The 13,735-nt window shown below is 61.7% G+C and carries 12 protein-coding genes; 3 read left to right on the plus strand and 9 right to left on the minus strand.

Annotated elements, in window-relative coordinates; all coding sequences use genetic code 11:
• Positions 1-131 precede the first annotated feature (131 nt).
• Entirely contained in the window at positions 132-2,384 is a 2,253-nt protein-coding gene (locus EKN06_RS11155; protein WP_127612983.1) for a TonB-dependent receptor, read from the plus strand.
• Between the two features lie 107 nt (positions 2,385-2,491).
• On the opposite strand, the gene EKN06_RS11160 is transcribed toward EKN06_RS11155, so the two are convergent.
• Together EKN06_RS11160 and EKN06_RS11165 are read right to left on the minus strand one after the other, a co-directional pair.
• The gene (locus EKN06_RS11160) at positions 2,492-3,289 is read right to left on the minus strand and encodes a ThuA domain-containing protein (RefSeq protein WP_127612984.1); all 798 of its coding nucleotides are present in this window, start codon (positions 3,287-3,289) and stop codon (positions 2,492-2,494) included.
• 4 nt (positions 3,290-3,293) lie between these two features.
• Positions 3,294-4,304, minus strand: a complete 1,011-nt coding sequence (locus EKN06_RS11165) for an NADP-dependent oxidoreductase (protein WP_127612985.1) — start codon at positions 4,302-4,304, stop codon at positions 3,294-3,296.
• Between the two features lie 141 nt (positions 4,305-4,445).
• On the opposite strand from EKN06_RS11165, the gene EKN06_RS11170 reads away from it, so the two are divergent.
• Positions 4,446-6,911, plus strand: a complete 2,466-nt coding sequence (locus tag EKN06_RS11170) for a TonB-dependent receptor (RefSeq protein ID WP_127612986.1) — start codon at positions 4,446-4,448, stop codon at positions 6,909-6,911.
• Between the two features lie 91 nt (positions 6,912-7,002).
• Here EKN06_RS11170 and EKN06_RS11175 read toward each other — a convergent pair whose 3' ends face one another.
• Positions 7,003-7,431 (minus strand): nuclear transport factor 2 family protein, encoded by a 429-nt coding sequence (locus tag EKN06_RS11175; protein ID WP_127612987.1) that lies wholly within the window; start codon positions 7,429-7,431, stop codon positions 7,003-7,005.
• 109 nt (positions 7,432-7,540) lie between these two features.
• Entirely contained in the window at positions 7,541-7,891 is a 351-nt protein-coding gene (locus EKN06_RS11180; protein WP_127612988.1) for a Rieske (2Fe-2S) protein, read from the minus strand.
• Positions 7,892-8,075: 184 nt separating this feature from the next.
• Between EKN06_RS11180 and EKN06_RS11185 the strand changes: the two genes are divergently transcribed.
• Entirely contained in the window at positions 8,076-8,474 is a 399-nt protein-coding gene (locus tag EKN06_RS11185) for a nuclear transport factor 2 family protein (RefSeq protein ID WP_127612989.1), read from the plus strand.
• 6 nt (positions 8,475-8,480) lie between these two features.
• Here EKN06_RS11185 and EKN06_RS11190 read toward each other — a convergent pair whose 3' ends face one another.
• Genes EKN06_RS11190 through EKN06_RS11210 form a run of 5 tightly spaced genes read right to left on the minus strand, consistent with a single transcriptional unit; the run spans position 8,481 to position 13,735 of the window.
• On the minus strand, positions 8,481-9,017 hold the full coding sequence (locus EKN06_RS11190) for a VOC family protein (protein WP_127612990.1): 537 nt from the start codon (positions 9,015-9,017) through the stop codon (positions 8,481-8,483).
• An 11-nt stretch (positions 9,018-9,028) separates the two neighbouring features.
• A complete protein-coding gene (locus EKN06_RS11195; protein WP_127612991.1) occupies positions 9,029-10,471 on the minus strand; it encodes a 2-oxo acid dehydrogenase subunit E2 in 1,443 nt (480 codons plus the stop codon).
• Positions 10,472-10,484: 13 nt separating this feature from the next.
• On the minus strand, positions 10,485-11,498 hold the full coding sequence (locus EKN06_RS11200) for an alpha-ketoacid dehydrogenase subunit beta (protein WP_127612992.1): 1,014 nt from the start codon (positions 11,496-11,498) through the stop codon (positions 10,485-10,487).
• Positions 11,499-11,515: 17 nt separating this feature from the next.
• Entirely contained in the window at positions 11,516-12,502 is a 987-nt protein-coding gene (locus EKN06_RS11205) for a thiamine pyrophosphate-dependent dehydrogenase E1 component subunit alpha (protein WP_127612993.1), read from the minus strand.
• Positions 12,503-12,526: 24 nt separating this feature from the next.
• The gene (locus EKN06_RS11210) at positions 12,527-13,735 is read right to left on the minus strand and encodes an acyl-CoA dehydrogenase family protein (RefSeq protein WP_127612994.1); all 1,209 of its coding nucleotides are present in this window, start codon (positions 13,733-13,735) and stop codon (positions 12,527-12,529) included.

Genomic DNA, 13,735 nt, shown 5'->3' on the forward strand with positions numbered 1-13,735 from the left:
CGACTTGTGTCCCTGATGCCGCACCTGTGAAAAATGGCAGGTAACGAATTGCCCTATGCTGGTCGAAAGGGCGATCAGACAAAAAAGGCCGCGCGTGGAATGCGGCTGTCGCAAAACAGGGAAGACTCCTAGTGACCAACCGCAAATTCGTTTTCGCAGCTCTTGCTGCAAGCACCGCGCTGACCGGCGCTGTCCCTGCATTCGCGCAGGACGTGCAGACCGAGCAGCAAGCAGCAGTTCCCGGCGAAATCATCGTTACCGCCCGCCGCCGCGAAGAAGCGCTGCAGGATACGCCGGTCGCCGTGACCGCCGTCAACGCCCAGATGATCGCCGACAAGGCCGCCGTAAACATCGGCGACCTTATGGGCACCGCGCCAAACCTTATCATCACCAACCAAAATTCGGGCGCCGCCGCCGCGAACCTGTCGATCCGCGGCCTGACTTATGCCGACGTCGAAAAGTCGCAGGAACCGACCGTGGGCGTCGTCGTCGACGGTGTCTTCATCGGCACCAGCACCGGCCAGTTCTTCGACTTCTTCGACATCGAACAGATCGAAGTCCTGCGCGGTCCGCAGGGCACGCTGTTCGGCCGCAACACCATCGGCGGCGTTGTCAACATCCGCCGCAGCCGCCCGACCGGCAACCTTGGCGTCAAGGCCGAAGCTTCGTACGGCAAGTTCAACACGCTCGCCACGCGCGCCGTGGTCAACCTGCCCGTGCTGGGTGACGTGCTGTCGTCGAAGTTCTTCTACTTCCACAACGAAAGCGACGGCTGGTACCGCCAGGGCCAGACGGGCGAGCGTCGTGGCTTCACGAACAACGAAAACTTCGGCGCGAGCTTCCTGTTCGATCCGGGCAGCGGCTTCGATGCCCTCCTCACCGTCGAAAAGCAGGTTCAGAAGTTCGACCCCGCGGTAGCAAACCTGACCAACAGCAGCGAACTGTTCTGCGGCCTGATCCCCGCCGAACAGTGTGGCCGCAACGGCACAGACGACCTTTACACCGTGTTCGGCGATGCCAACGTTTCGAACTATTCGGCGCCTGCCATCACCTTTGAAATGAACGGCGACCTGGGCGACATCAGCCTGACGTCGGTCACCGGCTATCGCGAATCGAAGGAAGGCCAGACGCAGGACTTCGACGCTTCGTCGACCGACCTTTATTACGTGTTCCGCGATCAGGAATATGACCAGTTCAGTCAGGAAGTACGCGCTGCCGGCGACGTCGGCTCGTCCTTCGACTATGTCGTGGGCGCCTATTACTTCTCGTCCAACTATGAACTGGATCAGTGGACCCGCCTGTTCGCATTCGACAATACTGTCGATCCGCGCGACTACGACACCAACCCGCAGCATGTCGAAGGCAAGACCCGTTCGGTCGCGGTATTCGGCGACTTCAACTGGGCCTTTGCTGAAACGCTTCGCCTTTCGTTCGGCGGTCGTTTCACGCGTGACAAGAAGTCGCTGTCGAATGCATTCGGCGGCAACCTGATCGGTCAGGGTTCGGACACCTTCAAGAAGTTCACGCCCAAGGTCGGCATCGACTGGCGCCCGAACGACGACATGATGCTCTATGCTTCGTGGTCGCAAGGTTACCGTTCGGGCGGCTTCAGCCCGCGCGCCGGTTCGGCCGCTCGTGCCAGCCAGTCCTACGGTCCCGAAACAGTCGACAGCTACGAAGTGGGCGGCAAGTTCACGATGGGCGTCGTCCAGCTGAACCTCGCCGGTTTCGTGTCGAAGTACGATGCGCTGCAGCAGAACAACACGCTGTTCTGCGCAACGTGCGCAACGCAGAACGAGACGATCACCTCCAACGTCGGTTCCGCCACGATCAAGGGTCTCGAAGCGGACTTCACCGCCCGCCTGACACCCGACTTCGTGTTGAACGGTGCGCTTGGCATACTGGATTCCAAGTTCAAGGACTTCATCGTGGGCGGCATTTCGCCGGCCGATGGCGCGACGGTCATTCCGTTCGACTTCTCGGGCAACGACCTGATCTACAACCCGGACATGACCGCATCGCTTTCGGCGACCTACACCCAGCCGACCAGCTTCGGTGAAATGGTGGGTAACGTGGGTTACCGCTATATCGGACGTTACGATCAACAGATCTCGATCGGCGGACTGAGCGGCGATCTGGCCAATGGCCCGGTCACTGTCGAAGGCAACGACCCGCGCGTGCGCACCGATGCCCAGAACCTGGTCGACGCATCGCTGACCGCACGTTTCGACCTGGCCGGTGCCGAAGCGCATCTGACCGCATATGGCCGCAACCTGCTCGATGATCGCGGCATGACCCACGGCTTCACCGTCGGCGGCCTGTGGTCGTTCGGCACGGCGCGCGAACCGCGTAGCTATGGCCTGACGCTCGGCGTCGAATTCTAAGCACGAGCCACAATCAAAAAGGGCGGGGGTACCACATGGTGCCCCCGCCCTTTTTTTGTGCGATTAAAAGGTGAAGCGCGATCCGGCGGATCACGCACCGGACCGCCTCAGCCTTGCGCGACCCAGCGGATCGCGTTCTCGACCAGCTTGCGGTAATGCGGGCTTTCGTAAGCGCCCTGTCCGTCGCCGGGCTGGATATAGACCAAACGCGCATCGCCCACGGTTTTCGCCCATGCGGCAAGATTGCTGCCCGGCGGATGCGCCCAGTCGTCACGACAGTACATCCGCCCTTCGCAAGCGTGAGTAGCTGACCAGAAATGGTCGGCGGTAAAGCACGCGTTGGAACGCAGCAAAGGTTCGACATCGCCTTCGAACACTTCGGCAAGATACGGTTCGTCGACCAGATCGAACGTGGCAGGCAGACCTGCGGTCACCGGATGATCGCCGACGACGCTGAATGTCTGCGCGACGTCGTGCGCGAAACCGCTGTCGAGCACGTGCTTTCCGCGCACTGCTCCGGGTTTGTAAAGAAACCTTCCGCCCAGGATTTCGGCATAGCCTTCCCACGTCGGCCAGCCGGCCAGCGCATGGTGCAGCGCGACGATCCCCTTGCCGCTGTCGAGCAGGGCGCGCAGCCCTTCTGCGAACCCGGCAGGTGGCGGGACATAGGCGGGAATATGCTCGGGCGCGTCGAAATCCAGTCCCGGCATGTCGTAAAGGACCAAGACATCGAAATCGCGCATGCCGTCAGGATTCATCAGCAGTGCGGCGGCGGGCTGGTCGACCATCGTGGCGGAAATGCCCTCCATCCCTTCGAACACCGCGGCAAAGGCGTCGCGCCCGAACGGATGGCCCCGCACCGCGACAAGGCAGCGCAGGGGCGAACGGTAGTCGATGGTCGGCACGCGCTTAGCTCCGCACGTCGACGATCGCCTTGCCGGTGTTCTTGCCGGTCAGCATCCGGGCATAGGCGACGAGCGTGTTTTCCAACCCCACCGTCACGTCGAACGGCACGTTGATCTTGCCCTCCTGGTACCAGCGCTTCAGCGTGTCATAGAAATAGGGCCCGCGTTCAGGCACGTCGGGCAGAAAGAACCCTTCGATCCGCAAGCGGCGCATCAGCACCTGATCGTAATGGCGCGGGCCCGGCGCACCTTCGGCCGCGTCGTAATTGGCGATCATTCCGCACACCGCGATGCGGCCATAAAGCGCCATGTTCTGCAACACCGCATCCAAGATCGGCCCGCCCACGTTTTCGAAATAGGCGTCGATGCCGCCCTCGATCTCACCCAGCGCGGCGGCGACATCCTCGTTCTTGTAATCGATGCAGCGATCGGCGCCCAGCGTTTCGACGACGTACCGGCACTTGTCCGGTCCGCCCGCGATGCCGACGACTTTCGCGCCAAGGATGCGCCCGACCTGCACGGCAAGGCTGCCCGTCGCGCCCGCCGCGGCCGATACAACCAGGGTTTCGCCTTCCTTGATGCGCAGGATGTCCTGCACGCCGTACAGCGCGGTCCAACCATTCAGGCCAAGCACGCCGAAATGCTGGCGAATGTCGTCGATGTCGTCGTCCAGCGGCACGGCCCAGCCTTCGTCTGGACGGATCGTCGAATAGTCCGCCCACTGCCCGAATGCGCGGGCGAGCGAGCCCACGGGGAATCGGCCGTCGCGGCTTTCCGTCACCCGGCCCAGCGCCAGTCCGACCATGGTCGTGCCCAGCGGCAATGGCGGCTGATAACCGTCTTCACGGCCGCCCATCCACATGCGCGTGCCAGCGTCCATCGACAAATAGTCGGCCTTGATCCTGATCTGCCCGTCTTCAATCGGCGTAAGTTCTTCATGCTGCAGGGAAAGTGCTGCAGCAAAGTCGTCGCCTTTGGGGTGGGAATCGAGCCGCCAATAGCGGTTGGTCGTCATTCCGGCATCCTTTCCGTTGTTTATAACTTCGACTTTAGGCGGGCCATTCGGCGCATGACCCTGTAACTTCAATCAGGGGTCCGGCTTTTGAACCTGTGTTAGACGAAAAAACAGGAAACAAGATTTCCCAGGGAGAGTACCATGACTATACGCAAGCATTCGCTTCTTGCCGCCAGCTGCCTTGCCAGCGCATTTTTCACTATTACGCCAGCTCTTGCCCAGGACGAAGGGACCGAACCCGCAGCTCAGCAGGGCGGTCTTACCGAAATCGTCGTCACGGCCCGTAAGCGCGAAGAAAGCGTGCAGGACGTTCCTGTCGCCGTCACCGCCATCACCGGCAAGGTGATCGAGCAGCGCGACATCACCAGCATCGAAAAGATCGCGGCGGCCACGCCCAACCTCAACGTCGGTCGCGCATCCAACGGTTCCGCGGCGCAGATCACGTTGCGCGGCATCGGTTCGTCGTCGACCTCCATTGGCATCGAACAGTCGGTCGCGATCGTCGTCGACGGCGCCTATTATGGCCAGGGCCGCGTCATCGAAGAAGGCTTCTTCGATCTTGCCCGCGTCGAAGTGCTCAAAGGCCCACAGGCCCTGTTCTTCGGCAAGAACGCCACCGCAGGCGTGATTTCGCTGACCACCAACGATCCGACCAACGAATGGGAAGGTTCGGTCAAGGCCGGTTACGAATTCAAAGCCAACCAGTACAGCCTCGAAGGCATCCTGTCGGGTCCTCTGAGCGACACGGTCGGCGTCCGTTTCGCAGCACGCTATTCGAAGATGGACGGCGGCTACTACAAGAACGTGTCGACCCCGATGAACTACACCACGGTCGACGTGGCGGCGGGCTTCGGCGATCCTGAGACGCTCATTTCCGCGCCCACCGAAAGCCCGATGCCGCAGCAGGAGGAATTCCTCGCTCGCATGACGCTGAAGTTCGAGCCGACCGACAACCTCACCAGCACGCTGAAGGTTACGCGCGACCAGAACGACACGCTGAACAACAGCTGGAACTATGTCGCCTATTCGTGCGGTAACGGCACCGGTTACAGCCAGTTGACGGTCTATCCTTGCAAACAGGACTTCGTCACTCATCAGAACAACCTGCCGGTGGAACTTTCGCAGATCTCGCCCTATGGTCGCGACGACGGTTCGACTTATAACAAGTATCGCAGCTGGGGTGTGAACAACAACCTCGAATACGATCTTGGCTCGATGATGATTTCGTCGGTCACGAACTGGCAGCGCAACAACAACAGCTGGGCCTGCGCCTGTAACTTCCAGACCACCGACACCAATGCCGGCGGCATGATCTTCGCCACGGAAAACTCGACCTGGGAAGCCTATTCGCAAGAATTGCGCCTGACCACGTCGTTCGACAGCATGTTCAACTTCATGGTCGGCGGCCTGTACCAGCACACCAATCGTGACTTCGGCCAGTGGGGCTTTTACGGCGGCGTACGCGACAGCGCTGCGCGTCCCGACCTGCTGTATGCGGCCAGCGAAAAGATCAGCTGGACCAAGGGCAAGACCTTCGCGATCTTTGGTCAGGTCCGCTTCCAGCTGATGGAAAACCTCGAACTCGCCGGCGGCGCTCGCTACACCGACGAGAAAAAGGACAGCTACTTCGCACAGGAATACGTGAACCCGGCTTATTCCGGCGTCTATCGTTCGGCTGCCGATCCGCTGGGCATCATTACGGCGAACCAGAAGTTCGACGACTTCTCGCCCGAAGTGACGCTGACCTACAAGCCCACCCCGGATCTCCTGATCTATGGCGCCTACAAGACTGCCTACAAGTCGGGCGGCTTCTCGAACGGCGGCATCAACTCGAAGCTGTCGGCCGATCCCTACGGCGACCTTACCTTCAACCCGGAAACGGCCGAAGGTTTCGAAGTGGGCATCAAGTCGACGCTGCTTGAAAACCAGCTGCGCGCGAACCTGACCGTGTTCCAGTACAAGGTGAACGACTTCCAGGTCGACTTCTTCAACTCGCCGGTCTTCTCGTTCAACACGCTGACCGCCGACGCGAAGACGCAAGGCGTCGAACTTGAGCTCGAATTCGCTCCTTACGCGGTGCCCGGGCTCAACATCAACGCGGCGCTCAACTACAACGACGCGAAATACGACAGCTTCGACGAAGGTCCGTGCTATTCGGGCCAGACTCAGGCCGAGGGCTGCAATGTCGTGACGGCTGACGGCCAGATCCGTCAGAACCTGACCGGCACCGCACTTTCGGTCGCGCCGAAATGGACCGGCGTTGTCGGCTTCAACTACGAAACCGACGTCACCAGCGACTTTGCAATCGGCTTGAATGCAAACGCCCGTTATTCCGACAACTACAATCCGTCGGCATTCGGCAATCCGATCGCGGTCCAGGACAGCTACTGGTCGCTGGATGCAGGCCTTCGTTTCATGACGACGGACGGCAACACGGAATTGGCGGTCATCGGCAAGAACCTGACCAATCAGTTCTATGTCACCGGCGTCGTCGACGGCCCAAGCTCGGGCACGGCCTCCGGTGGCGTGACCGGCGTCAAGGCGGACCAGCTCGGCTTCGGCACCCTGCCGCGGACGATCAAGGTGCAGGTAACTCAGCGCTTCTGATCGCTCAGACACCAAGCCTGAAAAGGAAAGGGGGAGCCGCACCGAGCGGCTCCCCCTTTTTTCTTGTCTGCGTGGCGTGGGCGAAAAGCGGTCAGAGACCCTTGGGTGCGTGCTGCCGATGGATGTTGCGGAAGACGCGCTTGGAAAAATACCAGCGGCCGCCGACCTTGACGCATTCGTCGTCGTACTGGCCGCGATCGCGCATGGTCTTGTCACCCTGATCGTAGATCTCGCTGGTGTATGACCGCATGGTCGCGCGATCTCCATCAACCTCGATCGAACCGGGCCATGCGCTGAAGATGACGCCGGGATAGTGCTTCATCGCTTCGACCCACAGGTTGACGATGTTGCTGCGCCCATCCTGCGGCGGGAATTCGGGATAGTCGGGCATTTCCCATCGCGCATCTTCGGCCCAGGTCTCACCCCAGGCTTCGGCATCGACGCGGCAGACGGCGTCGGCATAAGTGTCGAGCAGGTCGCGCAGCGCCATGCGATCGGAATCGGGTCCGGTAAAGGGCATAAGCATTCTCTCCTTCGGTTTGGTTATGCCGAAGGTAGGGTGCCTGGATCGATCCGAAAGCTGGTGGAATGGGCAGGTACGACCGCGAACGGCCCCACCCGACCGGATATCAGCGGCTGACCGGCAGTTCTTCCATGCTAGGCGCTTCGTCGGGCACGCACACTTCGATCATGCCGTCGGTCACGCGAACGGGGAACGTGCGCAAATCCTTGTAAGCGCCGCCGATGCAGCGACCCGTCGCCATTTCGAACCGCGCGCCATGCAGCGGGCACATAATCGCACCGCGACGGACCCGGCCATCGGACAGCAGCGCAGCCTGATGGGTGCAGCGGTCGTTCACCGCGTGCAGCCCGTCGTCGGTCTTTGCCAACAGCACGTACCAGCCGGCCACTTGCGCGGCAGCTTTGCCGCTTTCGGGAAATTCGGATTCAGCGCAAAAAGGATGCCAGCTATCGCTCACGGTCAGTCTCTGTTCCTACAGGTCTTGTGGCCCGGTGCCGGGATCGTGTCCGAGGGCCAGATCTCTCTGCCCGCTTTCCTAACGGGGCAGTGGGCGGGTTACACGCTAATCATTGCGATAGCTATCGTGTCACCGGCCCATTGGCGAGAGTACGGGCATAAACGCATCAACTTGGAGAGTGCCGATGTCGAGCGAACAGATGGTTGCAGTCGTGAATGAGCTTTACGCCGAATGCGCGGTGGGCAACTGGGACCGGGTGGCCGAACTGGTCACCGACGATCTCGAAATCGTCGAAGCCAAGGGTTTGCCGATGGAAGGAACCTATCGCGGCAAGACCGCGCTGCAGGAACTGTTCGTCAAGGTTTTCGGAATGCTCGACATTTCGGGGGTCGACCTGCTCGACATGTGCACTGGCAAGGATCACGTCGTAGCGCTGGCCCGCATGAACTTTGCAGATCCCGATGTGCCGGCGGCTGAACTGGCCGAAGCGTTCCGGTTTCGCGACGGCAAGGTCTGCTCCATCGTGCCCTATTACTTCGATCAGGCTCCGGTCCGCGCCGCAGCCGACGCGAAGGCCGCGTAACGCCGCTCAGCCAATCTTGCGCAGCGGGTCGCTTCCGTCCCAGTCGACGGAGGCGGCCTGCATCATGGCAAAGAATTCGGCGCCTCCGGCACCCAGCTGGATGAATTCGATCAGCCCGCCCGGCCCGAAACCGGGGTCGGCATAAAAAACGTGCCCGTCGGCGCCCACTTTACCTTCCACGACGATCGTGCCGCCGGCATCGATCACTGTCTGGCGCGCCGCCGCAATGTCGGGCACCACGTGGCAGGTGTGATGCAGCCCATCGGTAACCGCGTATTTTCCGGTGTAATGCGCCGGGGCGTCGTTCTGCGGGCGGACTAGTTCGATCTGGATGTCACCCCAATAGGCGATGGCCACCGCGAACACCGCGTCCGTCGGCTCGCCCATACAGGTCATGTCGCCCAGCCGGATATCCTCCAACAGGAAGAACGGGCCGACACCCATCGTCTTCGTCCAGTACTCTAACGCGGCATCGAAATCGCGCGGCAGGTATGCCTGCTGCATGATCGGACCGAGGCTGGCGATGGATCCGGGTGTCGGCATGGTTCTTCTCCTTACGCGAACAGCGTTTCGGGTTCTTCGAGCAGGGACTTCAGCGTGGCGAGAAACTGCGCGCCCGCCGCGCCATCGATGGCCCGGTGATCGACCGACAGCGTCATGGAAATGACGGTGGCAAAGGCGATGTCGCCGCCGTCTGTTTCCACAGCGCGCCGTTCTGCCGATCCCACGGCAAGGATCGCACCCTGCGGCGGGTTGATGATCGCATCGAAATTCTCGATCCCGAACATGCCGAGGTTGGAAACGGTAAACGTGCCGCCGTCCATTTCCTCAAAGCCCAGCTTGCCGTCCTTCGCCTTGCCGATCAGCTCCTTCGTCCGCGATGCGATCTGGTCGATCCGCATTCGGTTCGCCTGTCGCACGATCGGCGTGACAAGACCCTTGGGGCTGGCGACCGCGACGGCGACGTCGGCGTGGGGGAACGAATGGATCTCCTCGCCGTGAAGCTGCACGTTGACGTCGGGATGCTGCGCCAGCGCCTTGGCCGCGGCCATGACGATGTAGTCGTTAACCGAAGCCTTGACGCCGAGCACGAGGTTCGCCGTCTTGCGCAGTTCGAGCAGCGCATCCGCCTTGACCCCCACGCGCAGATAGAAGTGCGGAATGGTCTGCTTGGCTTGCGTCAGGCGGCGGGCGACGATCTTGCGGATCTTGTCGAAGGGGATGACCTTCGGCTCGTTCTCCACGGCTTCGAACGGTGCGCCGAATGCAGGCGTCGCCCCGGACGATGCGACCGGTTCGGGAACCTTGGCCAGCACGTCCTTTTTAGAAATGCGCCCGCGCGCACCCGTTCCGGTCACGCCCGACAATTCGATGCCGTGGATCGCGGCTAGCCGGCGAGCCAGCGGCGATGCGAAGACCGACGTTTCGTCGGGCAATACCGCGGTGCCCTTGGGCGAACGGGTCGACGGGCCGCGCATGGCCTGCTGCACGTCCTGAAACGTGATGCGGCCGCCCCGGCCCGAACCGTGTATGTCCGCGATGTCGATGCCTTCGGCTTGCGCAAGCTTCAACGCTTCGGGACTGATCGGGCGGTTCGTCTCGATCGTGATGGCGCGCGGCTTGTCTTCCTCGCCTTCGATCCCTGCTTCCTTGGGCTTGCCTTCCTTCTTCTTCTGCCGCCCTTCGGCGACGCCGCCTTCGGCGGGTTTGAAGGCAGCGATGAAGTCGTCGATTTCCGCGTCGCTGGCCGAACCGTCATCGAAAACCGCCAGCAATGCGCCGACAGGTTCAGGCTCACCACCGCCGGCGACGAGGATGCGACGTATCGTCGCATCGTATTCGGCCTCGACCTCGTTGGTGATCTTGTCCGTTTCGATCAGGCAGATGAGGTCGCCCCGCGTGAAGCTGTCACCTTCGCCGAACATCCATTCGGCGATGGTTCCCTCGGTCATCTCGATGCCCCATTTCGGCATCGTGAAGGCACGTATCTTTCCCATGGCTCGTGCCTCCTCAGTTGTAGGCCAAGGCCTTGCGCACCGCGGCCTCGATCTTGTCCGGATTCGGAAGGTAGGCGCTTTCCAGTTCGCGAGCGAAAGGGATCGGCGTGTGCGGCGCGGTAACCATTTCGATCGGGGCACGCAGGCTGGCGAAAGCCTTCTGCGCGACCAGCGCGGAAAGGTCGGTGGCGAGCGAACAGCGCGGCGGCGCTTCGTCGACGATTACCAGACGACCAGTCACTTCGACCGAATCGAGGATCGCTTCCTCGTCCAGCGGGCTTGTCGTGCGAAGGTCGATCACGTCGCAGCCGATGCCGTTTTCGGCCAGCGTGTCTGCCGCCGATTCCGCCATGCCGACCATCATGCCGGTGGCAAGGATGGTCACGTCCTGCCCTGCGCGGGTCAGGCGCGCGTGGCCGAACGGGATGCAGAAATCCGGATCGTCGGGCACTTCGCCCTGCACGCCGTAAAGCGCCTTGTGCTCCATGAAGATCACCGGATCGTCATCGCGGATCGCCTGCCGCAACAGGCCGGCAACGTCGGCGGGCGTGCTGGGCATCACGACTTTCAGCCCCGGCATCCCGGTCAGGATCGCGTGCGGGCTCTGGCTGTGCTGGGCCGCGGCGTTGTACCCTGCGCCATAGATGCAGCGGATGATCGCCGGGCACTTGGTCTTGCCGCCGAACATGTAACGGAACTTGGCGATCTGGTTCCAGATCTGGTCGAGCGAAACACCGATAAAGTCGGCGAACATCAGCTCCGCGATCGGACGTTTGCCCGAAAGCGCGAGCCCGCCCGCCGCGCCGACGATGGCGCTTTCCGAAATCGGGGTGTCGATGACACGGTCCGCGCCGAATTCTCCGAACAAACCCGTGCTGGTCGACCAGATGCCGCCGATGGCTTCGGGTCCGCCCGGCGTGCCCATGCCGCCGACGACGTCCTCACCCAATACGACGACGCTGTCGTCGCGCTTCATTTCCTGAAAGATCGTGTTGCGAACGGCGTCGCGATACATCATTTTTGCCACTGGATCGCTCCCGCCAATCAATAATCGATGTAGACGTCGACAAGGACGTCTTCTGCCTTGGGACGCTCTGCCGCGCGTGCTGCGACGACCGCCTTCTCGATGGCCTGCGCAACTTCCGCATCGACCTGATCGAGATCCGCGCCGTCGAGCAGCTTGGCCTCGGTCGCGCTTTCGCGGAACTTCTTGATGCAGTCGCGCTCTTCGCGGATACGGTCGAGCTCACCCTTGGCGCGATAACGCTGCGGGTCACCTTCGAAATGGCCATAGAACCGTTCCGTGTCGAATTCGACGGCGGCCGGGCCGTTGCCGGCGCGGACATATTCCAGCACTTCGCTCATGGTGTCGTGAACGGCGCTGAAATCGGTGCCGTCGGCGCGCCATACCCGCATGCCGAACGCTTCGGCCCGGCTGGCGATGTCGCGCTGCGTGCCCACCGCGTATTCGAAGCCGGTGTGTTCGGAATAATGATTGTTCTCGAACACGAAGATGGCCGGGGCCTTGGTGACCACCGCCATGTTCATCGCTTCGAACGTGGTGCCCTGGTTGCAAGCGCCGTCGCCCGAAAACGCGATCGCGACCTTGAGCTTGCCGTTGGCGTCCGGACCGTCGATCTTCGCGGCCATGGCCGCGCCGACCGCGATCGGCGCACCCGCGCCAACGATGCCGTTGGCGCCCAGCATGCCCTTGTCGACGTCAGCGATATGCATCGATCCGCCCTTGCCCTTGCACAGCCCTTCGCGGCTGCCCCAGATTTCCTTCATCATCCCTTCGACATCACAGCCCTTGGCAAGGCAGTGGCCGTGGCCGCGGTGGGTCGAAACGATCTTGTCGTCGTCGCTCAGGTGTTCGCAAACGCCGACCGCGACCGCTTCCTGGCCGCAGTAAAGGTGGGTGAATCCGGCGATCTCGCCAGTCTGGATTTCGTCGTGCAGCAGTTCCTCGAACGCGCGGATGGTTTTCATCCGGCGGTAGGCCTGCAGCAGGTCTTCACGGCTGAGCTGCATTTGTCTCTCCCGAGTGTTTGATTATTAGAGGCCTAGCACGGTCTTGGCGATGATCGTACGTTGGACTTCATTAGTCCCGCCAAAGATCGTCCATGCTCGGCTGTTTAGATAACGCGCTGCGGCGACTTGTGCTTTTTCGCAGCGGAACGGAGCTGGCGCGTTGTCGCCGTAAAGCGGACGCGCGGTGGGCAACTGAAGCCCGGCCGGGCCGAACAGGTCGACCGCCAGAAGATCGACTTCCTGCCGAAGATTCGAGGCGAGCAGCTTGGTCAGCGAAGTCTGTGGGCCCGGCTTCTGACCCTTGGCGATGCGCGAAAGGATCTTCAGTTCGATAATTTCCAGCGAAGTGACGCCCAGCCGCAGTTTCGCCACGCGGCGGCGCCAGTCGATGTCATCGGCGAGCATGCCGCCACGGCCATCGGAAACGCCCTTTGCCGTGCGTTCGATATCGTCGAGGTCGTAGATCAGCTTGGGCGCATGGCACGATCCGCCGCGTTCGTTTTCCAGCAGGAACTTGGCGATGGTCCAACCCTGACCTTCTTCGCCGACCAGGTCTTCTGCGGGCACGATCACGTCTTCCATGAACACCTGGTTCACTTCATGATCGCCCGCCATCGTCAGGATCGGGCGCACCGTAATGCCGGGCTGGTCCATGTCGACGAGCAGGAAGCTGATGCCGGCCTGCTTCTTGACCGTCCCGTCGGTGCGAGCCAGCACGAACATCTTGTTCGCCCAGTGCGCATGGGTGGTCCAGATCTTCGACCCGTTCAGGACGTAGTGGTCGCCCTTTTTAACCGCAGTCGTCTTCAACGAGGCAAGGTCGGACCCGGCGTTCGGCTCCGAAAAGCCCTGGCACCAGTAATCCTCACCCGACAGGATGCGCGGCAGATATTTCTCTCTTTGCGCTTCGGTGCCGAACGAAAAGACCACCGGCGCAACAAGCTTGAGGCCAAGCACGGTAAGGTTCGGCGCTCCCGCCAGCGCGCATTCCTTTTCGAAGATATAGCGTTGCACCGGGCTCCACCCCGTGCCGCCGACTTCGGTCGGCCATTGATAGCCGAGCCAACCCTGTTCGTTCAGGATGCCGTTCCACACCTGCCCAATGTCCGGTTCGACGAACACAGTGGGCGAGCTTGACGCGCCGTCGCGAATATTCTCCGGTAGCTTTGCCGCCAGAAATGCGCGCACTTCATCGCGGAAGGCTGCTTCCTCGGGCGTCAGTTCGATGTCCAT

It is taken from the genome of Croceicoccus ponticola, from assembly GCF_004004515.1.
In the GTDB taxonomy this organism is placed as follows: domain Bacteria; phylum Pseudomonadota; class Alphaproteobacteria; order Sphingomonadales; family Sphingomonadaceae; genus Croceicoccus; species Croceicoccus ponticola.

Coding starts and splice junctions, on each gene's coding strand:
- EKN06_RS11165 (WP_127612985.1), bottom strand. CDS start 4,304: ATGACGACCAACCGCTATTGGCGGCTCGATTCCCACCCCAAAGGCGAC.
- EKN06_RS11205 (WP_127612993.1), bottom strand. CDS start 12,502: ATGCAGCTCAGCCGTGAAGACCTGCTGCAGGCCTACCGCCGGATGAAA.
- EKN06_RS11210 (WP_127612994.1), bottom strand. CDS start 13,735: ATGGACATCGAACTGACGCCCGAGGAAGCAGCCTTCCGCGATGAAGTG.
- EKN06_RS11175 (WP_127612987.1), bottom strand. CDS start 7,431: ATGCCCTTTACCGGACCCGATTCCGATCGCATGGCGCTGCGCGACCTG.
- EKN06_RS11190 (WP_127612990.1), bottom strand. CDS start 9,017: ATGCCGACACCCGGATCCATCGCCAGCCTCGGTCCGATCATGCAGCAG.
- EKN06_RS11170 (WP_127612986.1), top strand. CDS start 4,446: ATGACTATACGCAAGCATTCGCTTCTTGCCGCCAGCTGCCTTGCCAGC.
- EKN06_RS11185 (WP_127612989.1), top strand. CDS start 8,076: ATGTCGAGCGAACAGATGGTTGCAGTCGTGAATGAGCTTTACGCCGAA.
- EKN06_RS11195 (WP_127612991.1), bottom strand. CDS start 10,471: ATGGGAAAGATACGTGCCTTCACGATGCCGAAATGGGGCATCGAGATG.